This window comes from Xenorhabdus eapokensis (assembly GCF_001908105.1).
Genome location: NZ_MKGQ01000024.1, coordinates 26,957 through 52,744 on the forward strand (window position 1 = coordinate 26,957; position 25,788 = coordinate 52,744).

At 44.2% G+C, this 25,788-nt stretch carries 16 protein-coding genes and 1 pseudogene; 8 read left to right on the forward strand and 9 right to left on the reverse strand.

Features of this window, described 5'->3' with window-relative positions; genetic code table 11:
- Positions 1-55 precede the first annotated feature (55 nt).
- The 4 genes from parC (at position 56) to folA (ending at position 5,482) form a co-directional block, all read left to right on the forward strand.
- Positions 56-2,311: a DNA topoisomerase IV subunit A gene (gene parC, locus Xedl_RS14495; RefSeq protein WP_074024540.1), complete on the forward strand. Its 2,256-nt coding sequence runs from the start codon at positions 56-58 to the stop codon at positions 2,309-2,311.
- A gap of 79 nt (positions 2,312-2,390) precedes the next feature.
- Complete coding sequence (locus Xedl_RS14500; RefSeq protein WP_074024541.1) at positions 2,391-3,122, forward strand: 1-acylglycerol-3-phosphate O-acyltransferase; 732 nt, start codon at positions 2,391-2,393, stop codon at positions 3,120-3,122.
- 206 nt (positions 3,123-3,328) lie between these two features.
- Positions 3,329-4,750: a cell division protein FtsP gene (gene ftsP, locus Xedl_RS14505; protein WP_074024542.1), complete on the forward strand. Its 1,422-nt coding sequence runs from the start codon at positions 3,329-3,331 to the stop codon at positions 4,748-4,750.
- 246 nt (positions 4,751-4,996) lie between these two features.
- Positions 4,997-5,482: a type 3 dihydrofolate reductase gene (gene folA, locus Xedl_RS14510; protein WP_074024543.1), complete on the forward strand. Its 486-nt coding sequence runs from the start codon at positions 4,997-4,999 to the stop codon at positions 5,480-5,482.
- A gap of 67 nt (positions 5,483-5,549) precedes the next feature.
- Here folA and apaH read toward each other — a convergent pair whose 3' ends face one another.
- The 6 genes from apaH to lptD form a co-directional block, all read right to left on the reverse strand.
- Entirely contained in the window at positions 5,550-6,371 is an 822-nt protein-coding gene (gene apaH, locus Xedl_RS14515; RefSeq protein ID WP_074024544.1) for a bis(5'-nucleosyl)-tetraphosphatase (symmetrical) ApaH, read from the reverse strand.
- Positions 6,372-6,373: 2 nt separating this feature from the next.
- Positions 6,374-6,751: a Co2+/Mg2+ efflux protein ApaG gene (gene apaG / locus Xedl_RS14520; RefSeq protein WP_074024545.1), complete on the reverse strand. Its 378-nt coding sequence runs from the start codon at positions 6,749-6,751 to the stop codon at positions 6,374-6,376.
- A gap of 36 nt (positions 6,752-6,787) precedes the next feature.
- Complete coding sequence (gene rsmA, locus Xedl_RS14525) at positions 6,788-7,603, reverse strand: 16S rRNA (adenine(1518)-N(6)/adenine(1519)-N(6))-dimethyltransferase RsmA (RefSeq protein WP_074024546.1); 816 nt, start codon at positions 7,601-7,603, stop codon at positions 6,788-6,790.
- Positions 7,596-8,588: a 4-hydroxythreonine-4-phosphate dehydrogenase PdxA gene (pdxA, locus tag Xedl_RS14530; protein WP_074024547.1), complete on the reverse strand. Its 993-nt coding sequence runs from the start codon at positions 8,586-8,588 to the stop codon at positions 7,596-7,598. Before pdxA ends, rsmA begins: the two co-directional genes overlap by 8 nt.
- On the reverse strand, positions 8,578-9,879 hold the full coding sequence (gene surA, locus Xedl_RS14535; protein WP_074024548.1) for a peptidylprolyl isomerase SurA: 1,302 nt from the start codon (positions 9,877-9,879) through the stop codon (positions 8,578-8,580). The genes pdxA and surA overlap by 11 nt, the downstream gene beginning before the upstream one ends.
- A 64-nt stretch (positions 9,880-9,943) precedes the next feature.
- The gene (lptD, locus tag Xedl_RS14540; protein WP_074024549.1) at positions 9,944-12,307 is read right to left on the reverse strand and encodes an LPS assembly protein LptD; all 2,364 of its coding nucleotides are present in this window, start codon (positions 12,305-12,307) and stop codon (positions 9,944-9,946) included.
- A 182-nt stretch (positions 12,308-12,489) separates the two neighbouring features.
- On the opposite strand from lptD, the gene djlA reads away from it, so the two are divergent.
- Positions 12,490-13,299 carry a co-chaperone DjlA gene (gene djlA, locus Xedl_RS14545; protein WP_074024550.1) on the forward strand — a complete coding sequence of 270 codons (810 nt, stop codon included), beginning with the start codon at positions 12,490-12,492 and terminating at the stop codon, positions 13,297-13,299.
- A 6-nt stretch (positions 13,300-13,305) separates the two neighbouring features.
- Here the strand turns inward: djlA and rluA are convergent, their stop codons facing one another.
- The 3 genes from rluA to Xedl_RS14560 form a co-directional block, all read right to left on the reverse strand.
- Positions 13,306-13,959 carry a bifunctional tRNA pseudouridine(32) synthase/23S rRNA pseudouridine(746) synthase RluA gene (rluA, locus tag Xedl_RS14550; RefSeq protein WP_074024551.1) on the reverse strand — a complete coding sequence of 218 codons (654 nt, stop codon included), beginning with the start codon at positions 13,957-13,959 and terminating at the stop codon, positions 13,306-13,308.
- 93 nt (positions 13,960-14,052) lie between these two features.
- A complete protein-coding gene (gene rapA / locus Xedl_RS14555; protein WP_074024552.1) occupies positions 14,053-16,962 on the reverse strand; it encodes an RNA polymerase-associated protein RapA in 2,910 nt (969 codons plus the stop codon).
- 219 nt (positions 16,963-17,181) lie between these two features.
- The gene (locus Xedl_RS14560) at positions 17,182-19,530 is read right to left on the reverse strand and encodes a DNA polymerase II (RefSeq protein WP_074024553.1); all 2,349 of its coding nucleotides are present in this window, start codon (positions 19,528-19,530) and stop codon (positions 17,182-17,184) included.
- Between the two features lie 322 nt (positions 19,531-19,852).
- On the opposite strand from Xedl_RS14560, the gene Xedl_RS14565 reads away from it, so the two are divergent.
- The 3 genes and pseudogenes from Xedl_RS14565 to Xedl_RS41240 all read left to right on the forward strand — a co-directional run.
- Positions 19,853-21,556, forward strand: coding sequence for an ArnT family glycosyltransferase (locus Xedl_RS14565; RefSeq protein ID WP_074024554.1), 1,704 nt, complete (start codon positions 19,853-19,855; stop codon positions 21,554-21,556).
- A gap of 234 nt (positions 21,557-21,790) precedes the next feature.
- Positions 21,791-23,488, forward strand: a complete 1,698-nt coding sequence (locus Xedl_RS14570; protein ID WP_074024555.1) for a ShlB/FhaC/HecB family hemolysin secretion/activation protein — start codon at positions 21,791-21,793, stop codon at positions 23,486-23,488.
- 69 nt (positions 23,489-23,557) lie between these two features.
- Positions 23,558-24,730: pseudogene (locus tag Xedl_RS41240) on the forward strand (filamentous hemagglutinin N-terminal domain-containing protein); the annotation flags it as partial.
- Positions 24,731-25,788 lie beyond the last annotated feature (1,058 nt).

Genomic DNA, 25,788 nt, shown 5'->3' on the forward strand with positions numbered 1-25,788 from the left:
AAATACATAAATACAGCGCAAAGGTAGTCAATACAGATCCTGAGGAAATTAATACATGAGTGAGATAACTCACGACGGTGTGGAGCGTCAGCCGCTTCACACATTCACTGAAAACGCCTATTTGAACTACTCCATGTACGTCATCATGGACAGGGCGTTACCTTTTATCGGTGATGGCTTAAAGCCTGTTCAGCGTCGTATTGTCTACGCGATGTCAGAACTTGGGCTGAGCAGCAGTGCCAAATTTAAAAAATCTGCCCGTACCGTCGGTGATGTTCTTGGTAAATATCACCCACATGGCGATGGGGCTTGTTATGAAGCTATGGTTTTGATGGCACAGCCTTTCTCATACCGTTATCCATTAGTCGATGGACAAGGAAACTGGGGGGCACCGGATGATCCAAAATCCTTTGCGGCGATGCGTTATACCGAATCCCGTTTGTCCAAATATGCCGAATTGTTACTGTCTGAATTGGGGCAAGGGACAGTCGATTGGGTGCCAAACTTTGATGGTACATTGCAGGAGCCTAAGTGTTTGCCTGCACGTTTGCCTAATATCTTGCTTAATGGCACCACGGGTATTGCCGTTGGTATGGCAACTGACATCCCGCCACACAATGCTCGTGAGGTAGCGAATGCCCTGATAGCCATGTTGGATAAGCCTGATCTATCGCTTGATGAGGCGATGGAATATGTCAAAGCGCCGGATTATCCAACAGAAGCAGAGATCATCACGTCAAAAGAAGATATCCGTAAGATCTACAAAAATGGCCGTGGTTCGGTGAGGATGCGGGCGATTTGGTCGAAAGAAGAAGGTAACGTAGTTATCACGGCTTTGCCTCATCAGGTATCTGGCGCGAAGATATTAGAACAGATTGCCAGCCAAATGCGGGCGAAGAAGTTGCCGATGGTGGATGATCTGCGTGACGAGTCTGATCATGAAAATCCAACTCGCCTGGTGATTGTTCCCCGTACTAATCGTGTGGATGTCGAACAGGTGATGAACCACCTGTTTGCAACCACTGATTTGGAAAAAAGCTATCGCGTCAATCTCAACATGATCGGTCTGGATAACCGTCCTGCGGTTAAGGGCTTGGTTGAGATCCTCAGTGAATGGCTGGTTTTCCGCCGTGAAACAGTGCGTAATCGCCTGAACCATCGGCTGGAAAAAGTGCTTAAGCGGTTGCATATCCTGGAAGGTTTGCTGGCAGCATACCTTAATATTGATGAAGTCATTCATATTATTCGTAATGAAGATGAGCCGAAATCAATATTGATGCAGCGTTTTGAATTAACCGAAACGCAGGCAGAAGCTATTCTTGAACTGAAATTACGTCACTTAGCGAAGCTGGAAGAAGTTAAAATCCGTGGCGAGCAGGATGAACTGGCGAAAGAACGGGACAAACTTCAGGCGATCTTGGGTTCTGAGCGTAAGTTAAATACGTTACTGAAAAAAGAAATTATTGCCGATGCCGAAAGCTACGGTGATGACCGTCGCTCCCCGCTGAAAGAGCGCACGGAAGCGAAGGCGATGAGTGATCACGACATCCTGCCCTCTGAGCCGATTACTGTCATCATGTCAGAAATGGGTTGGGTACGTAGTGCGAAAGGACACGAGATTGATCCGGCTGGCTTGAATTACAAATCTGGTGACAGCTTCCGCAGTGCGGTGCGTGGTAAGAGTAACCAGCCCGTGGTCTTTATTGATACCACAGGGCGCAGTTATTCCGTTGATCCATTGGATTTGCCATCAGCCAGAGGGCAGGGAGAACCGTTAACGGGTAAATTGGCGTTGCCGGCAAGGGCATCGGTTGAGCATCTTTTGATGGCGAAAGAAGAACAGAAATTCTTGATGGCATCTGATGCAGGATATGGTTTTATCTGTACTTTCAATGATTTGATTGCCAAAAACCGAGCGGGCAAGGCCATGATTACGTTGCCTGAAAATGCTAAGGTGATGCAGCCACTGGAGATCAACAACCAACAGGATGATATGTTACTGGCGATTACCAAAGCAGGTCGTATGTTGATGTTTCCGGTAGCTGATCTGCCGCAGCTTTCAAAGGGCAAGGGCAATAAGATCGTTTCCATTCCGGCGACACAAGCTGCATCAGGTGAAGATATGTTGGCTTGGTTACTGGTGTTGCCGCCACAATCTGCCATCACGCTTTATTTTGGCAAACGCAAGTTACTGCTTCATTCTGAGGACTTACAGAAATTCAGGGCTGAGAGAGGGCGTAAGGGAACGTCTCTGCCTCGTGGATTACAGCGTATTGAGCGCGTTGAAGTCGTTCGCAATACAAGCAATTAAGCTGCAAATTGGCAGGATAAAAGGTATCAATCATTATTTCAGGCCAGTTTTATAACTGGCCTTTCAGCAAGGGGCAGCTATGCTAGCAATCATTCGGGGCATTATTGTTATTCTATTTACGATATTTATCTTTATTTTTGGCGGTATTTACTGTTTATTCAGTCCACGTAACCCACGTCATGTTATGACTTTTGGGCATGCATTTGGCAAATTGCATAAAGTGCTTGGCATCAAGCTATTGGAACGCATTCCAGAGGAAGCACGGGAATATGGGCCTAGCATTTATATCGGCAATCACCAAAATAATTACGACATGGTTACGATGTCGAATGCGGTACAGCCACGTGCAGTCACCGTAGGTAAAAAAAGCCTGATCTTTATTCCCTTCTTTGGCCAGCTTTATTGGCTGACAGGTAATATTTTGATCGACAGGGAAAATCGGACAAGAGCACATGGTACGATTTCACAGGTTGTTAATCAGATCAAAAAAAATCGGGTTTCGATTTGGATGTTTCCAGAAGGAACGCGCAGTCGTGGCCGTGGATTGCTGCCCTTTAAAACAGGTGCTTTTCATGCTGCCATTGCAGCAGGTGTACCTATCGTACCGGTCTGTGTTTCTACGACACACGATAAAATAAAACTAAATCGTTGGGATAATGGCACCGTTATTGTTGAAATGTTGCCGCCGATTGACACCACGAAATATACCAAAGAACAGGTTCGCGAATTGGCCGAACATTGCCGACACATGATGAAAACGAAAATTGAAGAATTGGATAAAGAAGTCGAGGCACTTAATAAGCGTGGATAGCTAAATGTGATATGATTGCGTTTAATAAATTAATGTTTTTATTAAACGCAATCGATAGAATAATCAATCCTGATAGCCACAATATCAACGTATTCATCCCAGTCATTCTTTGAATTAAACAATTATTGGGAATGGCTATTCTTGTTGTGAGAATGATTGCTATCGTAGAGACTATTCCTTCTGTGGAGACCTTCTGTGGAGAAAGTATGTCACTGAGTCGGCGCCAATTTATTCAGGCTTCTGGTTTGGCAATGTGTTTAGGGGCGCTTCCTTTTGTCGTGCGAGCCAATAAAAATCAACAAACAAAATTGCCGCTCCCTCCCTTACTGGAATCCCGCAGAGGGCAACCCCTGTTTTTAGCCATACAAAAAGCGACCTGGTCGTTTGATGAACACAATAAAGTTCGAGTCTGGGGCATCAACGGACATTATTTAGGGCCAACCATTCGGGTTCAGCGAGGGGATGATGTCAAACTGATCTATAGCAATCGGCTGTCTGAGCCGGTTTCAATGACCGTTGGGGGATTACTGGTGCCAGGAACCTTGATGGGAGGTTCGGCTCGTCTGATAGCGCCAGGGGAAAGCTGGTCGCCGGTTATCCCAATAGATCAAGTTGCAACGACCTGTTGGTATCATGCCAATACCCCAAATCGCATGGCGCGGCATGTCTATGCTGGCCTTGCGGGTATGTGGCTGGTGGAAGATGAAAATAGCCGTAGCCTGCCTTTGCCCAGACATTATGGCGTCGATGATTTTCCTGTTATCTTGCAAGATAAGCGATTGGATAATTTTGGTGTACCGCAATATAACCCGCCAGCCAATCAAGGCTTTTTGGGCGATACCCTGGTGGTTAATGGTGTCGAAAATCCTTTTGTGGAAGTTCCCAGAGGCTGGATCAGGTTACGTTTTTTGAATGCATCTAATGCTCGGCGATATCAATTGCAGCTTAGTGATGGCCGTCCTTTCTACATGATTGCCACTGATCAAGGTCTGCTCCCTGCTCCGGTGGCAGTACAATTATTGTCACTTGCACCGGGAGAGCGGCGCGAGGTTTTGCTTGATATGTCGAAAGTGGAGAGTGTTACCGTTACTGCGGGGGAATCTGCTGGTGTAATCGATCGTTTGAAAGGCTTATTTGAACCTTCAACGAAACTGCTGTCAACCACAGTATTAACCCTGAAAGCCAGCGGGTTGCTCCCTCTGGTGACAGATCAACTCCCGACTCAGCTTATCGTTGATAATCCACAAATCAACTCTTCCATTCAAAGTCGTCAGATTGTTTTGGGTGATGATTCTCAAGGGATTAATGGCTCATTGCTGAATGAACATCGAATCGATATCACCAGCCAACAAAAGGCATGGGAACGTTGGGTTGTCACAACATCAGTGCCCCAGCCTTTCCACATTGAAGGGGTAAGGTTTAAAGTTATCAGCCTGAATGGTAACCGTCCAGAGCCACAGGATTATGGCTGGAAAGATACTGTTTGGATTGATAGCCGTGCTGAATTACTGGTTAATATGATGCAGCCGTCTTATGAGCATTTTCCTTTTATGTATTATAGCCAGATATTGGAGATGGCAGATCGTGGGGTTGCCGGACAGTTAGTGGTTGATCCCGCTGGTTTTTAAGTGAAATTTCTGCTCTGGCTTTACTCGTTTACAGCGCTGTTTTAGACAAAAGCTCTGTTAAATTAAATAAAGTTGTTATTTTGATGCCCGCTTGTTAAGTAATAAGCCGTTAAACAACGGCTTGTTTAACTATTATCGGGTAAACTCACTATTTGTTTGTAATAAATCGTTAATCATATCGACTGAGATTAACCCTTTCCGTATAGTGTCCCAAATTTTCATACTACTTGGCTGTAAGGTGATTTAATGATTATCAGCTTGATTGCTGCGATGGCTATGGATCGAGTTATCGGTATGGAAAATGCCATGCCGTGGACTTTGCCGGGTGATTTAGCCTGGTTTAAACGCAATACACTCGCAAAGCCAGTTGTAATGGGGCGAGTGACTTATGAATCGATTGGCCGCCCTTTGCCAGGACGCCTGAATATCGTGATTAGCAGTCAACCTGCAAGTGATGATCGGGTGACTTGGGTTAACTCTATCGAAGCTGCTTTAGCAGCCGCTGGCGATGTTAAAGAAGTCATGGTGGTGGGCGGAGGAAAAATTTATGAGCAGTTTATTCCTCTGGCTAATCGTATGTATCTGACTCACATTGATGCAGAAGTGATTGGTGATACGTATTTCCCTGATTATGAACCTGATGAATGGGATTCAACGTTTACCGAATATCACGATGCAGATGAAAGCAATTCTCATAGCTATTGTTTTGAGATTCTGGAACGCCGAGAGTGAGTTAATCTTACGTGCGGAGTGCCTTGGGGCACTCCTGTGTCACAGCCAGGTTTATCATTTATCAGACTTATGATTTAGTGAATAATGGATCCTGACTGAAATACTGCTTATCTTCCCAACGAAGCAAAGTCAATTTACCTCCCCAACAACACCCCGTATCCAGGGCGTAGATGCCAGCAGGCGTACCCTGACCTTCCAGGGCAGCCCAATGACCAAAGGCGATAGAATAGTCTTCAGGAATGTTGCGCGGTAATTCGAACCAGGGCTTTAGTGGAGCAGGGGCATTTTCCGGTTTGGATTTGCAGCTCATATCCAATTGACCCTGTGGAAAACAATAACGCATGCGGGTCAAAGCATTGGTACTGTAACGTAATCGGGCAAGTCCGCCTAACTCTGGCGTCCAATTATTCGGCATATCCCCATACATCTCATTGAGAAACAAAGGATAACTGTCACTGCGAAGAATAGATTCTACTTCACGGGCACATATTTTGGCTGTTTCCAGATCCCATTGTGGGGTGAGTCCGGCGTGTGCCATGACGAGTTTCAGTTCATCATCGATTTGCAATACGGGTTGTTTTCTCAACCAATTGATTAATTCATCAGCATCCGGTGCCGCGAGTAATTCATCCAGCAGGTCTTTTGGTTTATTGCGGCTGATCTTAGCGTAAACCGCCAACAGATGCAGATCGTGATTGCCCAAAACCAGTTTAACGGCGGTGCCGAGTTGCTTGATGTATCGAAGTACTGCCAATGAATCAGGGCCACGAGCAACCAGATCGCCTGTTAACCATAAAGTGTCTTCACTGGGATTAAAATTAACTTGTTCTAACAAGGAGCGAAATTCACGATAACAACCGTGAATATCGCCAATAAGGTATGTAGCCATAATTAATTTATCAGTGTTGAGATCGCCAATCGAAACACGGGAATGGTGACACGGAACGGACGACCATCATGATCAATCATATTATAGTGGCCTTCCATTGTTCCCAGAGGTGTTTCCAAAATAGCGCCACTGTTGTAGCGATATTCTGTTCCCGGCGGGATCAAAGGTTGTTTTCCCACAACCCCTTCACCCTGAACTTCGGTTTTGTGACCATCACTGTTAGTAATGAGCCAGTAGCGGCTGATAAGTTGCACAGGGGAATGCCCAAGATTGCGAATTGATACGGTATAAGCAAACACAAAACGTTGTTGTTCCGGCTGTGATTGGCTTTCTACGTAAGTACTTTGTACTTGGATATGAATTCTTGGTTCATTGAGCATAGGGACCTCCTGTTGCTGCAACGTCTGTTTATTTGTTTAGGCAATTTCAGGTTGAGAGGATAACCAGTTCGCCATCTTACAGTATTGCTCGACAGAGATGTTTTCAGCCCGTGTGCTTGGATCAACACCCAATTCAGTTAACTGTTCAACAGAAAAAATGTTCCCAAGGCTATTGCGGATCGTTTTTCTCCGTTGGTTAAATGCCTGAGTGGTGATTCGGGCTAACATACGAATGTCCTGAACAGGATAAGGCATGCTCTTGTGTGGAATCAAACGCACAATAGCAGAATCCACTTTCGGCGCTGGTGTAAATGCCGTTGGTGGTACTTCAAGAACAGGTATTACCTGACAGTAGTATTGCGCCATCACACTTAAGCGTCCATAGGCTTTCCTGCCAGGCCCTGCGACAAGACGATTCACGACTTCTTTTTGTAACATAAAGTTCATATCAGCGATAGCATCAGTATAGCTGAAAAGATGGAACATTAACGGTGTAGAAATGTTATAAGGCAAGTTACCAAATACACGCAGGGATTGCCCATGTTCTTTGGCAATCTGACTAAAATCCACTGTCATGGCATCTTGTTGAATGATTGTCAGCTTATCTTTCAGCTTGGGGTGGACATGCAGACGAGCCGCTAAATCACGGTCAAGCTCGACGACAGTCATTTTATCCATGCGTTCACCCACTGGCTCAGTCAGTGCTCCCAGACCTGGGCCGATTTCCACGATGGCTTGGCCGACCTGTGGATTCATCGCATTGACAATACTATCAATGATAAGCTGATCGGTTAAAAAGTTTTGCCCGAAACGTTTACGGGCATGGTGCCCCTGATGGACTTTGTTATTCATTACTGTTTTGTATCATTTTAATTGCTAGATTCAATGCGGTGATAAAACTACCCACATCAGCTTGACCTGTCCCCGCCAGCTCCAGAGCTGTGCCATGATCGACAGAAGTTCGGATAAATGGCAGACCCAACGTAATATTCACGGCCCTGCCAAAACCCTGGTATTTTAGCACGGGTAGCCCTTGATCGTGATACATCGAAAGCACAGCATCAGCATGATCTAAATATTTGGCTTGGAACAGGGTATCCGCAGGCAATGGACCCTCCAGCCATATGCCTTCTGCTCGCAGGCTGTCTAAGGCGGGAATGATGATATCTATTTCTTCATGTCCCATATGTCCCCCTTCACCGGCATGAGGATTCAGGCCGCACACATAGATATGGGGACGAGGGATGCCGAATTTGGTTTTTAGGTCATGATTGAGAATGGTGATCACTTCCCGCAGAGAATCAAACGTAATTGCTTTGGGGACATCCAGAATCGGCAAATGGGTGGTTGCCAGTGCTACCCGCAGCTCTTCTGTTGCCAACATCATCACCACTCTTGAGCATTGGCTGTGATCAGCAAAAAACTCAGTATGTCCGGTAAAAGGCACGCCGGCATCATTAATGACACCCTTATGTACCGGTCCAGTCACCAATGCTGAAAATTCCCCATTCAGGCAACCATCACAAGCTCTTGCTAAGGTTTCCGTCACATAAGTACCATTTTGCCGGTTTAACTCCCCTGCCATTGTTGGTGAATGAAGGTTAACGGGCAGGATGGTCAGGGTTCCGGCGGCTTGTGATGAAGAAATATGCTCTGGAGAATAAGTTTGCAATTGCAGAGGTAAATTCAGTTGCTTAGATCGGGAGAGCATCAGCTCTGGATCGGCACAGACAACCAGTTGGATAGGCCACTCTTTTTGAGCCAAAGCAATGACTAAGTCAGGGCCAACCCCGGCAGGTTCGCCGGGGGTAATGACGATGGGTTTATTATTGTGCATCGTTGCTATCTAAAATTTTCACATAAGCAGAGGCGCGTAATTCTTGCATCCAGTTTTGTGCCTCTTCATTGAATTTACGGTTGAACAGCAAGCGGTAGGCACGATCTTTCTGTGCGGCATCTGTTCTGTCAACTTTACGGCTATCCAGCAGTTGGATTAAGTGCCAGCCGAAAGAGGAGTTTACCGGCTGGCTAATCTCACCTTTTTGCAATTTCATTAACGCATCACGAAAAGCAGGGTCGTAAGCACTCGGCAAATTCCAACCCAATTCTCCGCCGCGCAGGGCTGAACCTGGATCTTCAGAATGCTCTTTTGCTGCTTCTTCGAATGAGGTTTTGCCACTTAAGATCTCTTCTCTGAGTTTCAGCAGTTCGTTGCGGGCCTGCTCGTCATTCAGAATAGGTGAAGTTTTCAGCAGAATATGGCGGGCATTCACTTCGGTGACAGCAATAGACATCTGACCACCGCGGATATCATTCACTTTCAGAATGTGAAAACCAACACCAGAACGAATTGGGCCAATAATCTGTCCCTTATGAGCAGATTGGAGCTGTGCCGCGAACAGGGATGGCAATTCTTGCAGTTTGCTCCAACCCATATTACCCCCTTTCAGGGCTTGAGCATCACCGGAATAGGAGAGGGCTAATTTGCCGAAATCCACGCCATTCTGAAGTTCAGATAAGATTTTTTTGATCGTGGTTTCCGCTTTTTCTACCTGCTCCTGGTTTGGGTTTTCCGGCAGAGGGATCAGGATTTGGCTGATATTTACCTCAGAGTCCTGACTGTTTTGGTTACTGATTTGGTTAGCCAGTGAATCAACTTCCTGTGGCAGGATAGAGATGCGGCGGCGTACTTCGTTGTTACGTACTTCTGCAATCATCATTTCCTTGCGGATTTGATTACGGTAAGCATCAAAGCTCATCCCCTCTGTGCTCAGGTTTTGTTTCAACTGGGCAAGGCTCAAGTGGTTTTGCGCCGCAATATTTGTGATCGCAGAATCTAAGGCTTGATCGGGGATCGTTATTTGCATCTGGTTTGCCATTTGCAGAACAATATCATCCATAATTAGGCGTTCAAGGATTTGGTGACGCAATGTCTTCTCATCCGGTAATTGCTGGCCTGCATGTTTTGCATTGAGTTTAACGGATTGTAAAAGGCTGTTGACGTCACTTTCCAGTACGACATCATTGTTAACAACGGCAGCTACCTTATTCAGCTCTTGTGGAGCCGCTATTGCGACAGAGTTTACTGAAAACATCAATCCGAAAATCAGCGATCTCCAGTTCTTCATACATTTCCCATCATATCAATCCCGCCTTGGCGGGGTTATTTTGTTTACATTGCGTTTAGCGGTATCAGAATGTACGTTGGTATGGAAGAATACCTTGCTGCAACATTTTCTGACTACCTAAACTATGATTGTTACTTAAGCCACGAAGTTCAACATTGAATGACCATTTGTTGTCATATTGACTGCTGTCGAAGCGCCAATCGGTGATCTTGCGTTCATAACCCACACTGACTGCCCAGCAGCAGGTGTTGTATTGCAAACCTACCATCTGGTTTGCTGGTTGTTTTTCTTTGGTATCGTAGTAATAAGCCCCGACAAACGCCCAACGATCTGACAATGGCCAGCTTGCCACCACACCAATCTGAGAAATTCCTTGCTGGTAAGCGGGCGCGCCTCCTTTTAGTGTGGCTTGAATATAATTGCGGTCAACAAAACGATAGTTTAACTGCAACATGCGGTCAGCATCACGACGATACTCCATGACGGCATTACCCATCGTTAAACTGTCCAGACGATTATCATATTGCAGCCCGCCTTTGATGCCCCAGGAATCATTGATTTTCCAGTGTACATCTCCAGCCCAGGTTGTCGCTCCCGTTTCTTTTTTGTTTCCAATGATATCCTTGCTACCTAAAGCAGACCCAGTATCTTCGGTACGCGGACGTTCAAAGTAGTAAATTTGACCTATGGACAGGCTAAAACGTTCAACTAAATCTTCATCATAAATACGGCTAGTCACGCCCGTCGTAAATTGATTGGCCGATGAAATGCGGTCTAAGCCGCTGTAGAAACGATCGCGGAACAATCCGGTATAATCTGTCTGTAATAGGGAAGAATCAAAATTATTAATATTATTTTGATTCTTATAAGGCACATAGAGATACTGAACGCGTGGCTCCAGCGTTTGGGTGTAACCCTGATTAAAATACATGGCGCGTTCAAACACTATCTTCGCATCTGATTTAAACACGGGTAAGACACGGTTTACTGATTTTTCCAGCAGAGGATTGTTCTTTTTTGCTTCATCAGAAATATCCTGCTCGTAATGAGTCGCCATCAGTTTAAATTCATTATTGATGCTCGCCCAACCATTAGAGAGGGGTAAATTAACAGTCGGTTCCAGATGCCAGCGGGTAGCATCAGGCCATAGGTTACCTACGCTGGTGAATTTGGCTATTTGAGCATAGGTACGAAAATCAAACGCTCCCAAATCATTTTTATAATAATTGAGATCTAATTGAGGTTCGGATCGGTAGGCTCTTTTCCTATCATCGATGGTAAAAAGCTGGAATTGCTTGGTTGTTAGTGTGGCATTCCAGTTCTGTTGTGCATAGCCCACACTGAATTTCTGAGTCGCATAGCTGTCGGTACTGGAGCCATATTGCGATGTGAAGTCACTGAAATAGTTCGGATCACTGACCTTGGTATAATCAGCGCTGAAACGCCAAACCTGATTAAGCACACCGCTGTGGTTCCAGTAAAACAACCAACGGTTATTACTATCACGATCCAACGAGGTTTTACCGAGTTTCTTATCATCGGCATACAGACGATCATAATTAATCCAATCCAGCGCAACTGTACCTGCACCCGCGTTGGTTAAGTAACGGAATTCATTATCCAGCTTCAAGCCTCGCATCGTGATGAGATGCGGGGTGATCGTGGCATCATAGTTGGGCGCAATGTTCCAATAATACGGCAGCAGGAACTGGAAGCCTTCCTTATTGGAAAAACTGGCATTAGGGATCAAGAAACCAGAACGGCGTTTATCCCCAATGGGTAATTGCAAATACGGAGTGTAAAACACCGGCACATTAGCAACACGAAAACGGGCATTCCAGATTTCAGCGACTTCTTCTTCACGGTCAAGGATGACCTCCGAACCTACGACACTCCAGCTATCATTACCGGGCAGACAGGAAGTGAATATGCCATTATTCAAGATGGTATAGCGGTTCTCATCACGCATCATCATCTTGTCTGCGCTGCCACGTCCTTGACGGCCAACCATCTGGTATTTGCCTTGTTCCACGTCGGTATCTTTATTGTTCAGATTCGCCCAGGCGCGTGGTCCCTTCAAAATGATTTGAGGATCATCATAGCTGACATTACCCACTGCGGTAACCGTGCGCACGGGTTCTTTATTCTGCTCTTGTGTCTGTTCAAGCCGAACCTTATCGGCTATCAGCGTTTTATTCCCCTGTTGGATATTAACATTGCCAATGAACTCAACCGCATTGGGATATTCACCGTGAGTATCATCGGACTGAATGTAAACTGGCAGCTTATTTGGATCGCCTGTGATAATCGGCTTATCGTAGACAGGTACACCCAACATACATTGTGCTGCAAGGTCAGCATGGGCTTGCTGACTATAAAGTGCTGCCCATACCATTGTGGCCAGCAGGGTAGGATAACATTTATTCATAGATGTTTATGCGGTTCCGTCATCAGTGGCATCGTGCCGGCAAACGCTCAGAGACTAACGTAGTTGAGAGAGATGAGCCAGAGTAAAGTTTAACTTTACTAATCTTGTTGTTAGGCACAGAGCTTAATGGATAGTATGATAATGCAAAATTGCGCTCAGGGCATTGGGGAATTGAAGACTATATGCAGTATTGGGGAAAATTATTCGGATTGATATTTGGGATTGCGTCTGGAGCTGGTTTTTGGGGGATTGTGATTGGCTTAGTGCTTGGTCACATCTTTGATAAAATCAGAATGCAAAAATTGGGGAGAACGACTAAAAACCCAACCCGACAGGCGCTGTTTTTCCGCAGTACTTTTCAAGTATTGGGGCATTTAACCAAAGCAAAAGGTCGGGTAACAGAAACAGATATTCAACTTGCTACCCAATTGATGAACAGAATGCAACTGCATGGCGGGGCACGGCTTTCCGCGCAGCAGGCATTTCGTGAAGGCAAACAGCCACAATTTCTTTTGCGTGAAACAATGCGACAATTACGCCGTGCTTGCTTCGGTCGTTCTGACTTGATCCGCATGTTTCTGGAAATTCAGTTACAAGCTGCATTTGCTGATGGTGAACTGCATCCTAATGAAAGAAAAGTGCTGTTTGTCATTGCCGAAGAGTTAGGCATTTCCCGTATTCAATTTGAACAATTCCTTGCCATGATGGAAGGCGGCCGCCATTTTGGTGGACAGTACCAGCAGCATGGGCGTTATCAAGGCCATGAACAGTCGCGTGCAACATTGGAAGATGCTTGTAAGGTATTAGGCGTTAATAAACAGGATGATGCGACCACCATTAAGCGCGCTTATCGAAAACTGATGAGTGAGCATCATCCCGATAAACTGGTGGCAAAAGGATTACCACCAGAAATGATGGAATTGGCGAAACAGAAGGCGCAGTCCATCCAGTTAGCTTACGATTTGATTAAAAAGGAACGGGGCTTTAAATAGCACTCGTCAGAATTCGGCCTTACATTCAAAATGCATTGGTGTGCCATAAGCCGGATGCGTGATAAAGAGTTCTTGAGCATGTAATTGCAGGCGAGGCGCCATTTCCCTTGCCTGCGTATGGGCATAGAACTTATCTCCCAAAATGGGATTACCCAGTGCCAGCATATGCACGCGAAGCTGATGTGAGCGTCCTGTGATGGGCGCCAGCCTGACGCGTGTTGCCTGAGCTTCATATTCCAGAACCTGATACTCAGTTTGGGCGGACTTGCCCGTTTCAAAACAGACTTTTTGTTTCGGGCGATTCGGCCAATCGCAGATTAAAGGCAGATCCACCAAACCTTTTTCCTGTTCCAGCTTTCCCCATACCCGTGCGATATAAACTTTTTTCGGCTCACGTTCACGGAACTGGCGTTTTAACTCACGCTCGGCGGCTTTAGTCAGCGCCACAACCATGATACCGCTGGTCGCCATATCCAATCGATGGACTGATTCGGCTGTAGGAAATTCAGCTTGTATCCGTGTCATGATACTGTCTTTGTGCTCTTCTGCTTTACCCGGCACAGAAAGTAATCCACTGGGTTTGTTAACAACCATAATGTGCTCGTCCTGATACAGCACATATAACCAGGGATTTGTCGGGGGATTATAAGACTCCAGCATAGTGGCTCCAATGAGTCGGAAAAATGGGATCCCCAGGGGAATCTTGCGGAAAGCGCCCCTGGGTTTACCGAATGACAGGTTATTGCTGTCTGTTTATTGGTGAGAAACAACCACCAAACGAATCGCATCCAGACGCCAGTTGGCCTGATCAAGATTGAGCAGCAGATGTTTATGCTCTGAACCGATCGCTTCCAGTTCATCATCACGAATATTTGGGTTAACCGCTTTCAGGGCTTCCAGACGTGACAATTCAGCCGACAGCACTTCATCAGCTTCTTTTTTCGCTTGCTCAATCAACACACGCGCTTGCTCTTCAATCAGAGGTTCAGATTGACGCAAAATAGCATGAACCTCTTTCTGCACCGCATTAACCAGCTTGCTGGCGTTATGGCGGTTAATCGCATTGAGTTGGCGGTTGAAACTTTCAAACTCGACCTGAGGAGCCAGATTGGTGCCTTTCAGATCCAACAAGAGGCGCACGGGGGTTGGTGGTAAGAAACGCGTTAATTGCAGGTGCTTCGGCGCCTGAGCTTCAACAACGTAGATCAACTCAACCAGCAACGTACCCACTGGCAGCGCTTTGTTTTTCAGGATGGAAACGGCACAACTTCCCGTATCCCCCGACAGAACTAAATCGAGACCATTGCGGATAATAGGGTGTTCCCAGCTCAGGAACTGAGTATCTTCGCGGGAAAGGGCTTTTTCACGGTCAAACGTAATCGAGCAGCCATCTGTAGGTAATCCAGGGAAATCAGGCACCAGCATATGATCGGATGGATGCAGGGCAATAATATTGTCGCTGCGATCTTCCTGATTGATACCAATGATATCAAACAAATTCAGGGCAAAATTCACCAGATCCGTGTCGTTATCCTGCGCAGCAATCTTTTCTGCCAATACCTGTCCTTGCTCGCCACCGTTGGAGTTCATCTCCAGCAAACGGTCACGCCCTTGTTCCAATTGCTGTTTAAGCTTCTCATGATGCCCGCGACATTCGGCAATCAATTCATTGAAGCCAGTTGGTTCATTGGGTTTGGCCAGGAAATTGAGCAGGGTTTCATAATATTTGTCATAGATAGAACGGCCTGTTGGACAAGTATGCTCAAAGGCATCCAGCCCTTCGTGATACCAGCGCAGGAGAATGGATTGCGCCGTGTTTTCCAGATAAGGCACACTGATTTTAATATTACGGTTTTGACCGATACGATCCAGACGACCGATACGCTGTTCCAGCAAATCAGGGTTGAAGGGCAAATCAAACATGACAAGCTGGTTGGCAAACTGGAAATTACGCCCTTCTGAGCCGATTTCAGAGCAGAGCAGCACTTGCGCACCTTCTTCCTCAGAAGCGAAATAAGCGGCGGCACGGTCACGCTCCAGCAGGGACAAACCTTCGTGGAACACCGCACTGCGGATGCCTTCGCGTTCACGCAGAATTTGCTCCAGTTGCAGCGCAGTTTCTGCCTTGGCGCAGATCACCAGCACTTTTTCATCGCGGTTTGCCATCAGGAAGCCCATCAGCCATTCTACGCGGGGATCGAAATTCCACCATGTGGCATTTTCCCCTTCGAATTCCTGATAGATCCGCTCAGGATAGAGCATATCTTTGGCGCGAGACTCCACTGTCTTTTTGGCTCCCATGATTTCAGAAACCTTGATGGCCGTCTGATATTGGGCTGGCAGTGGTAACTTGATCTCGTGCAGTTCACGATGCGGGAAGCCTTTCACACCACCACGGGTGTTACGGAAAAGCAGTCGGCTGGTGCCGTGGCGATCCATCAACATGGTGATCAGCTCGCTACGGGCATCTTTGCTTTCCTCATCCTTATCGCTGTTTGCGGCTTTCAGCAGAGGTTCAATATCTTGCTCACTGATCAGTTCAACGATGGCATTTTGCTGGTCATTGCTCAGAGTTTCACCGGACAATAGCAACGTCACGGCATCCGCGACAGGGCGGTATTTCTGTTGTTCATCAATAAAGGCTTGATAATCGTGGAAACGATTTGGATCCAGCAGACGCAGGCGGGCAAAGTGGCTTTCTTGCCCCAACTGCTCTGGTGTCGCCGTTAACAACAAGACAGACGGGATTTGTTCTGCCAATTGTTCGATAACCTGATATTCGCGGCTTGGGGATTTTTCGCTCCATGCCAGATGGTGAGCTTCATCCACCACCATCAAATCCCAGCTTGCTTCCAGCAGAAGTTCAAAACGTTGCTTATTACGGCGAACAAACTCTAAGGAGCAGATAATCAACTGTTCGGTTTCGAACGGATTATCGCTGTCATGCAGTGCTTCGCTATATCGGCCATCATCAAACAGCGAAAAACGCAGGTTGAAACGGCGCAGCATTTCTACCAACCATTGGTGTTGCAGGCTATCTGGCACAATGATTAGCACACGTTCAGCCCGTCCGGCCATCAATTGCTGATGGATAATCATACCGGCTTCAATGGTTTTCCCCAGGCCGACTTCATCCGCCAGTAATACACGTGGTGCATGACGCTTGCCCACTTCATTGGCAATGTGTAATTGGTGAGGGATCAAACTGGCACGAATGCCACGCAGCCCACTTTCTGCCAGACGGAACTGCTCGCTTTGGTGTTTACGGGCGCGAAAACGCAAAGCAAAGCGATCCATACGGTCAATTTGCCCTGCAAACAAGCGATCTTGTGGCTTGTTAAACGTCAGCTTGCTATCCAGAAAAACTTCCCGCAGGCAGGTATTTTCTTCTTCAGTATCCAGACGCGTACCGACATAGATCAGCAGGCCATTATCTTGTTGGACATCATCAATCTTGAGTTTCCAGCCTTCGTGACTGGTCACGGTATCGCCCACATTAAACATAACGCGAGTGATGGGGGAGTCATTGCGTGCGTAAAGGCGGTTTTCTCCGCTGGCAGGGAAGAGCAACGTTACCATGCGCGCATCAAGCGCCACGACTGTTCCTAATCCAAGTTCGCTTTCTGTATCGCTTATCCAGCGTTGACCAAGAGTAAATGGCATAAATTTTGGCTCAGTTTTCTGTTAGACAATATTATTTTATGGTTGCAGGATGGCTGCTTTTGTTGGATATCAATCGTTAGTGGTTACCGATAGGGATAGTTTTCAATCGCACTTTACAGCGCCCCTTTGTTGATAAAGGGGTCACAAAAGTCCAATTGCCCATTAGAGGGGCGATATGTTAATTGAAGCCGAGCAAGCCGTCACCTGCAAAAATAACCATTATTCGAAAGAGATACTTATTTGCCCTGTTAATAGAGGCATAAAGTCATCTTGAATAAATGGCAAGATAGCGTCAGCAATCGGCTTCAACTGCTTATTGATGTAGTGTTCATAGTCGGGGGCAGAGGTTTGGTTCTCCAATGGCTCAGGGCCTGCCTGGGTGATAACATAGTTGATCCAGCCACCATTTTGGTACTGTAGTGGACGATTGTGCAGTTGATTATATTCGTCCGCCAAACGTGCTGCCCGCACGTGGGGAGGGACATTGCGCTGGTAATCAGACAACTTACGGCGTAATCGCTTACGATAAACCAGACGGTCATCAAATTCACCCGCCAGCGTTTTAGCAATATACTCACGAATATAATGTTGATGCGGTTGTTGATGGAAAATCAGGGTATATAGCTCCTTCTGGAATATTTGCGCCAGTGGCGTCCAGTCAGTTCTGACCGTTTCCAGCCCTTTGAAAATAACCTTATCTCCGCTTAATCCGGCATAACGTTTTTTGCTGCCTTGCTCTGCCCCGCGTACTGTTGGCATCAGGAAACGCCGATAATGTGTCTCAAATTCTAGCTCCAGCGTACTGACAAGATTGAATTCAGTTTTAAGATAGTCTCGCCACCATTGATTGACAGATTGCGTCAGAGAATGCCCGATTTGACAGGCTTCTTCCTCTGAATGCGGGTGTTTGAGCCAGACAAACGTTGAATCCGTATCGCCATAAATGACCTGATAGCCCTGTGATTCGATGAGCTTACGGGTTTGGTGCATGATTTGGTGGCCGCGCATCGTAATTGATGAAGTCAGGCGAGGATCAAAAAAATGACAGCCAGAGGCACCGAGCACACCATAAAAAGCATTCATAATAATTTTCAGGGCCTGGGAAAGAGGGGCATTTTGTTGTTTTTTGGCCTTATCGCGCGCCTGCCAGATTTGTGTGACGATATCCGGCAGACAATGTTGCGTACGGGAAAAAAATGCCTGACGAAAGCCAGGGACGGCGTATTGACTGTCTGGATTGGCAAGGCCTTCAACCATGCCGACCGGATCAATCAAAAACGTGCGAATAATCGAAGGATAGAGGCTTTTGTAATCCAGCACTAACACTGAATCGTATAATCCCGGAAACGAATCCATCACAAAACCGCCTGGACTGTTATCATCGAAATACGTTGGCTGGACAGGCGCAACATAGCCAATACGGTGCATTTTGGGCAGATAAAGATGTGTGAATGCCGCTACAGATCCGCCACTACGATCCACCGCCAACCCTGTTACCGTGGCGCGTTCCAATAAGAAGGCCATCAAATCTGCTTTTTCAAAGATACGATTAACCAGAATACAATCCTGCAAATTATAGTGGGCGAGGGCAGGCTTATCTTGCTGAAAGCGGCGGTTGATCTCATCCATGCGATCATAAGGATTATCGACCGCTTTTCCTTCCCCCAAAAGTTGTTGTGCTACATATTCAAGACTGAAAGAAGGAAAATTCCAGGTTGCGGTTTTCAGTGCATCAATGCCGTCAATAATCAAACGGCCTTCTGCTGAGGCGAAAAAATGCCCTGGCTTGAAACCATGTTCTCGCCATTCAAGCAAAGCCCGATTGCGCCCAAATTTTAACGGCACGTTATAGCGTTCAGCATGTTGCTGTAACACTTTCAAATCAAACTGAACCAGATTCCAGCCAATAATGGCATCAGGATCATAATGAGCCAGCCATTCATTGAGTTTTTCCAGCATCATCGGACGACTGGCAACATACTCTAATTTGAAATCGATATCCTGTTGATTACCCTGTGCTGGCCCTAACATAAATACGGTTTTCTCGCCGCATCCAGCCAAGCCAATGGAATACAACTCACCATGCTGGCTGGTTTCGATATCCAGTGACACCCATTGCAAATTTGGCCGATAGGTGGGATTAGGTTTCATTTGATAACTGCCGTCGGGTTTCTGGCTGAACCAAACGGGAGCAGTGATAAAGCGTTCCATCATAAACCGGTCGGGTGGGCGAATATCGGCTTCGTAGAGGGGGATATCTTGCGCTTTGAAAATTTTTTCCAGATGTTGCAATTGGTGGTAATGCGGGCAATACAGCGCCGCAACAGGCTGGCGATTGAAATCTTTTAATGGCAATGCCTTTAATTCACAGTGCCGCTCTGGTGCGAGTAAAAGTTTTGCTTTAGGCAGATCATGTTGAGGCACAAAGGCAACCGCTTTTTGACGAGGAATAATAATGCGGCGTGCACCCGCTTCCGTTGCCAGCCAATACACCAACTCAATACCTGATGGGGTATCTTTCCAATGACGAGTCAGGATAAGACCTTGTTCAACATGATTTATCTGCATAATCTCTCTCTTATGAGAAAACAACCCTATTTAGTTTGATAGGGATAATTTCAATCATAGCATTAAACATGGTTATTTATACAGTATTTTGATTAGATCGTTTTCGATAGTTATGGTTCATTATTTTAATAATTAATAAAGCGATAATAATATTATTTATAATAAATTAATTTTTACTAGAGAGATATTAACTGCTTTAAATAGTCAGAATGATTCATTGTTTTTTCCAAACTTAAGTCTATTTTGTTGTTATTATTAATTGGATGATATCCAATTAATTTTTTTGAAAGAATGAAACATTAACTGAATCTGGTAAATATTAATGAATAACCCGAATAAATTGACGCAAACAGATATCAAAGCCTTACTATTATTTATTGCTTTTACTCTGCTGTATTTGTTACCAGGTGTTTATGGACATACCCCTTGGAAACAAGATGAAAATTACAGTTTTGGCATTATTCATACTATGTATGAAACAGGGAATTGGTTAGTAACAATGAATGCTGGTCAACCTTTTATGGAAAAGCCACCCCTATATTATTGGACAGCCACTTCATTTATTCATTTGTTATCCCATTGGCTTCCGATGCACGATGCCGCCAGAACAGCTTCTTTATTTTTTTCAGTGATCAATTTTTCCTTTTTTATTCTGTTGGCGCGCCGCGTATTTGATGTCAAAAACTTTACCGACAGTCGAATATGGATAGCTTTTGCTTTGTATGCCAGTGCACCTGGATTAGTTCGCCACAGCCACGATATGTTTACTGATACCTCATTAATAACCGGAACCACTATCGGATTATATGGTTTACTGGGATTAATCAAAAACGAAAAAACCGGTTACTCCTGTTTATGGTTGATCATAGGTACGACTGTAACACTCTTATCAAAAGGGGTATTTATTCCGGGATTATTATGGATTTGCCTTGTTCTGGCTCCCGTTTTCCTTAGACATTGCCGAACCAAACAATATTGGCTAAATGCTTTATTGTCAGGGATCATTGCACTGATTTTAATCCTGCCGTGGCCGGTCATGTTATTTATTGAACACCCTGATTTATTTAAAATCTGGCTTTGGGATAACAATATCGGTCGCTTTTTAGGTTTTTCTGTTGAAGATCTTGGGGCAAGGGGAAATTTGACCATGATCCCTGAGGCAGTGCTATTGTTTGCCTTGCCATCAGGAATATTGGCTTTTATCTTTATATTAACAAACCCAATTAAAATTCTGTCAGATAAACACTATTTCTTGTGTGCAGCCTTTGTTGTATTAGGGGTTGTTCTATTACAAATATCAGCCTCTGGTCGTGCATTATATTTACTGCCTTTTATTGCACCCATGGCTATTTTGGCTACAGGGGTTTTTATTAAAATACCATCAATAATCTATAAATATTTAACCCTATTTTCTTCCCTATTTTGGTCTGCCCTGATTATCTTTTTATGGGTTTGTTATTTTTTGTCGCTTTCCACTGACTATAAGCATTGGTTAACCCCATTTAGCCGCTGGCTGCCAATGAGTTATCAAATGCATTTTTCGGGATTTATTGTTACTGCTGCTGCCTTGATCACTGCGATATGGATAGCTAAAAGTTGGCTTCTTTCTAAATCACCAGACTTGCGCGCTGCCCAAAATTGGGTTTTAGGTATTGCTACAGTTTGGGGATTAGTATTTACATTATTTGTTGGCTGGATTGATTACACTAAGGGATATAAAGAGGCGTTTCTTGACCTAAAACAGAAGCTGGCGGGAGTGTATAAAGATAATGACTGTATGGCATCGTATTATATTGGAGAATCGGAAGCGCCAATGCTTTATTACTTTGCCCGTGTTTTGCATCAACAACAGCGTAAATTTGAAACGCCCGAAAAATGTGATTGGTTAATTGTATTATCCGAAGAAATAGAACCCGCCCCCGAAAGGATGACGTTATTTTGGCATGGACATAGGCCAAATCGCGATCGTGAGAATTTAGTTGTTTATAAGAAAGTGGAATTGGGTGATATAAAAAACAATGGGTAATCTATGTTGGATTAGTGGCCGTTTAAGCGGCCATTTAAAACTATTGGCAAATTTATAACGTTATAAATACTAATCTCTATAAATAATCTGTGTAAATATTGACTCAATTAATGTTAATTTTCATAAATTTTTTTAATATAGTGATATTAAATACAAAACTATAAAAATATTGTATTTAATTTACATTTCTATATATAATAAAAATTATTATTAGTTTATACATGTAACTTATTTATGCAGCTTTACTTTGTGGGCAGAATTTCTGCTAATTTTGTTAGTTTATTAATCTTTTCTCTGTTAGCAATTTCAGGAAAATCAAACGCAGCATCGCTGATCAGCCCTGTTGATCAAGATGCCATTACCCAGCAACAAAAAGACTTGTTACAACAAGCACAACAACAGCGTGATGACATTCGTAATAGCGTGACGTTATCACCACTCGTCTCTCCAGCATCTGATGATGAAGATTCGTTCTGCCACCCTATTCACCACATTCAGTTTGAAGGTGCAGAAAATCTCTCCGCATCAGTGCAACAGAAATTATCCAAGCCTTACTTATCCCGCTGCCTGACCGCTGGTAAAATTAATGAATTAGTCCGCAAGGTATCAAACACCTATATAGAAAAAGGTTATGTGACCTCCCGTGCGGGATTAAAAGAACAGGATTTATCCACCGGCGCCCTGACGATTACGGTGACGGAAGGAAAAGTCGGCTCCATCCTGCTTGACGATGAAACACCCCTTGCCCTGAAAATGGTGTTTCCCAATATGGTCGGCAAAATTCTTAACTTGCGGGATATTGAACAAGGCATGGAACAGTTAAACCGTCTGCCTTCCCAGCAAATAACCATTGATATCCAGCCGGCTAAACAATCTGGTTATTCTGACGTCATTTTAAAGCGAACAGAACCCCGATTACCGATTAATGCTAGCCTGGGAATGGATAATAGTGGGCAAAAAAATACCGGTACAGAACAAATTAATGCCACTTTAGGACTGGACAGCCCACTACACTTTGCAGAGATGTGGTCAATCTCCGCCAACCGTAACAGTGATTTTCGCCATAATCACCAGAATTGGAACGTAACGTCAGGGGTGACAATTCCTTATGGCTACTGGTCATTCGATTACCAGTATGCCAAAAACAGTTCATTCCAAATGATATCCCCAGATACATTCAATGCCCGCCATGAAAGTAAGGGGCAAACTCATCAATTAAAAATAAACCGGACGTTATACCGTGATGGTAAACAAAAGCTAGCCCTGAATATGGGGGTAGTCCGTCGCCAAACTTCCAATGTTACGGCTGGTGTTAAGTTATCTATCAACAGCCAGATATTAAGCGCTGTTAGTCTGGGCGCTAACTACAGTACTACGCTGGCGGGGGGGTATCTGACGTTTAACCCGACACTCAGTCATGGTTTGGATATTTGGGGCGCGACGAAAGATAACTCCGGCGCCCGCAATGCCCTCAAAAGTCAATTTCGTAAGTTCAACCTGAGCAGCAGTTATTTTATTCCTGTCACTGACAATATTTATTACCTGACCTCCCTGTATGGGCAGTTTACTCCAGATAATCTTTATGCCAGCGAGCGCCTTTCATTAGGCGGGCAATATTCCGTCCGGGGATTTAAGGAACAGAATCTCATAGGAAATAATGGCGGATATTGGCGCAATGAACTGAACTGGAAATTAACCACGCTCCCTTTATTGGGTGAGCTTGCTTTAAATGGTGCTCTGGATACAGGTTGGCTGAAAAACAGTAAAAAAGGAGAAATTGAAGGAGGTAATGTCACAGGCACATCACTAGGTATTTCACTCAATCACAACAGGATGAATCAAACGGTCACCTTAGGAAAGCCCCTGGTTTATCCCACTCACCTCAAACCAGACCACTGGATCGTTTATTGGTCTGCTTCACTCAATTTTTAATAAAACCACAGCAACAAATTTGGACTTAGTTTCGTGAAAGAACAAGATAAAGATAAATTCAGCAGCCCTATGGCAAAGGGAACCTGTTATTTTTTGATTTACCTGACAGGCATATATCCTATTAATTCGGCAGTGGCGGGCGGTATTACCCCTGATAATCCGCAAACACAGGTACACAATAATGGCAATGTGCCGGTGGTAAATATTGCCACCCCCAATAATGCCGGAATATCTCACAATACGTATAAAGAGTTTAATACTGGCACTCAGGGCGCGGTATTAAATAACGCCGCACAAGCGGTTAAATCTCAACTGGCCGGCCAAATTAATGCCAACGCCAATCTGCATGGAAAAGCAGCCGAACTCATCATCAACGAAGTGACCGGAAGTAGCCGTTCTGAATTACTGGGACAATTGGAAGTTGCAGGCCAGAAAGCCAACGTGATGATAGCCAACCCCAATGGTATCACTTGTGATGGGTGTGGCTTTATTAATACCGCCGGTGCCGTACTGACGACCGGTAAACCGCAATTTGATAAACAGGGTGCACTGGAAGCGCTGAGTGTGACAAAAGGCCAAATCACGATTGGGGGGAAAGGGTTAAATGGCCAATCAACCGATTATGTCGATATTATCAGTCGGGCGACTGAACTGAATGGAAAAATTCAGGCTAATAATCTTGCACTCACTCAGGGCGCTAACCAGATTTCCTTTAAAGACGGTACGGCAAAAACCATTGCTGGTGAAGGGAGCCGTCCGCAATTAGCTGTTGATACTAAAGCACTGGGAGGCATGTATGCCAATAAAATCCGCCTGATTGCAACGGAAAATGGGGTTGGCGTTAATCTTAAAAATATTACCAGTAATCAACGCGACATTACATTAAGTGCTAATGGCAAAATGGAACTTGGTAACATTAAAGCTAAAACTGACTTAAATGTGGGCGCTAAAGAAATTAATATTGAACCAAATATTCCGGTTCAGGCAGAACGGAATATTATTCTGGCAGGTAATAAAATAACCAATAAAGGCAATGTAATTGCCGGGCAAGATATGCGGGTGTATGGCGATACTATAAACAATATAGGGACTAAAGCACTTCTGCAATCTAATAATAATATGTGGATTCAGAAGAATGTGGAAGGAGATAAGAGTAAATATATTGAAAATAAATCGGCAGTTATAAAAACTAATAAAGGAGACTTGATTATTAGAACTGAAAAATTAGCTAATATTCAAGATTTCTCTTTGAACAATGATATGAAAGTTGAAGCAACTTCGACTAGTAAGAATAATCGACTAGATATACATCATGGTATAAAATTTCCCATGAAAAAATTCGAGTATTCTAAGTGGTTTAATACGATGGATTTTTATCAGAATAATGCTGTCAATGTAAAGAGATATTTAACCCAGCACAACATTAATTCCACAAAAGCATCTATAAGTTCTGGGAATAATCTGTACATTAACGCAACCAATTTAAATAATATAAATTCCGATATGAGGTCTAAGAAGGATTTAATTCTAACTGGAAGGGATTTAAACGTAATAAGTACTCAGAATGGTGAAAAAAATATATTTCATACTTTTGATTATTCAATTCCTTGTTTAAATTTTTTTGGGGGATGTAATGCGGATCATTATTTTTTTAACTTAGGCGAAGTTCATTCCTGGAAAGATGTTAATCCTCATATAAATTCTCTTTTACTTTCTGAAGGAAATTTAATTGCTGATTTTTCAAATAATATAACTATTGAAAAGAAAAGGCATTACAATGCTGAAAAAATAGGTGAGATCACTATTGATAACGATAATTCAGAATCATTAGTTAGTATAAAAAACATGGTATTATTTTCTAACTCAATAACTAACAAGAGTAATATAAGGTCAAATAAAGATATTTCAATAATAGGAAATGATTATGTTAATATAAATCAGTCAAAAATTTTAGCTAACAAGGATTTATCCATTAATGCTGCTAATAACATTGAAATAGTTCAAAGTGATATTAAAGGTAAAGATATCTCTTTATTAAGTAAAGAGGGAAGTATAAATATTCTCACTGATAATCGTATAGGTTATTTTTTATTGAATGGAATTCGTTGGTTAGGTGGAATTGAAGCTACAAATGATCTTATAATATCAGCTGGAAATAACGCTAAATTATCTAATTTAAGATTTAAGCCTCAAAACGGCAATAAATAAGCTTTCAAAATAGTAGATCACTTGGAGGGAACTCAGTCCAATTTTTGCGATCTGATTAATCGCCAAATCAAAAAAAATCCCAAAATGGACTG

Coding starts and splice junctions, on each gene's coding strand:
- parC (WP_074024540.1), top strand. CDS start 56: ATGAGTGAGATAACTCACGACGGTGTGGAGCGTCAGCCGCTTCACACA.
- Xedl_RS14500 (WP_074024541.1), top strand. CDS start 2,391: ATGCTAGCAATCATTCGGGGCATTATTGTTATTCTATTTACGATATTT.
- ftsP (WP_074024542.1), top strand. CDS start 3,329: ATGTCACTGAGTCGGCGCCAATTTATTCAGGCTTCTGGTTTGGCAATG.
- folA (WP_074024543.1), top strand. CDS start 4,997: ATGATTATCAGCTTGATTGCTGCGATGGCTATGGATCGAGTTATCGGT.
- apaH (WP_074024544.1), bottom strand. CDS start 6,371: ATGGCTACATACCTTATTGGCGATATTCACGGTTGTTATCGTGAATTT.
- apaG (WP_074024545.1), bottom strand. CDS start 6,751: ATGCTCAATGAACCAAGAATTCATATCCAAGTACAAAGTACTTACGTA.
- rsmA (WP_074024546.1), bottom strand. CDS start 7,603: ATGAATAACAAAGTCCATCAGGGGCACCATGCCCGTAAACGTTTCGGG.
- pdxA (WP_074024547.1), bottom strand. CDS start 8,588: ATGCACAATAATAAACCCATCGTCATTACCCCCGGCGAACCTGCCGGG.
- surA (WP_074024548.1), bottom strand. CDS start 9,879: ATGAAGAACTGGAGATCGCTGATTTTCGGATTGATGTTTTCAGTAAAC.
- lptD (WP_074024549.1), bottom strand. CDS start 12,307: ATGAATAAATGTTATCCTACCCTGCTGGCCACAATGGTATGGGCAGCA.
- djlA (WP_074024550.1), top strand. CDS start 12,490: ATGCAGTATTGGGGAAAATTATTCGGATTGATATTTGGGATTGCGTCT.
- rluA (WP_074024551.1), bottom strand. CDS start 13,959: ATGCTGGAGTCTTATAATCCCCCGACAAATCCCTGGTTATATGTGCTG.
- rapA (WP_074024552.1), bottom strand. CDS start 16,962: ATGCCATTTACTCTTGGTCAACGCTGGATAAGCGATACAGAAAGCGAA.
- Xedl_RS14560 (WP_074024553.1), bottom strand. CDS start 19,530: ATGCAGATAAATCATGTTGAACAAGGTCTTATCCTGACTCGTCATTGG.
- Xedl_RS14565 (WP_074024554.1), top strand. CDS start 19,853: ATGAATAACCCGAATAAATTGACGCAAACAGATATCAAAGCCTTACTA.
- Xedl_RS14570 (WP_074024555.1), top strand. CDS start 21,791: ATGCAGCTTTACTTTGTGGGCAGAATTTCTGCTAATTTTGTTAGTTTA.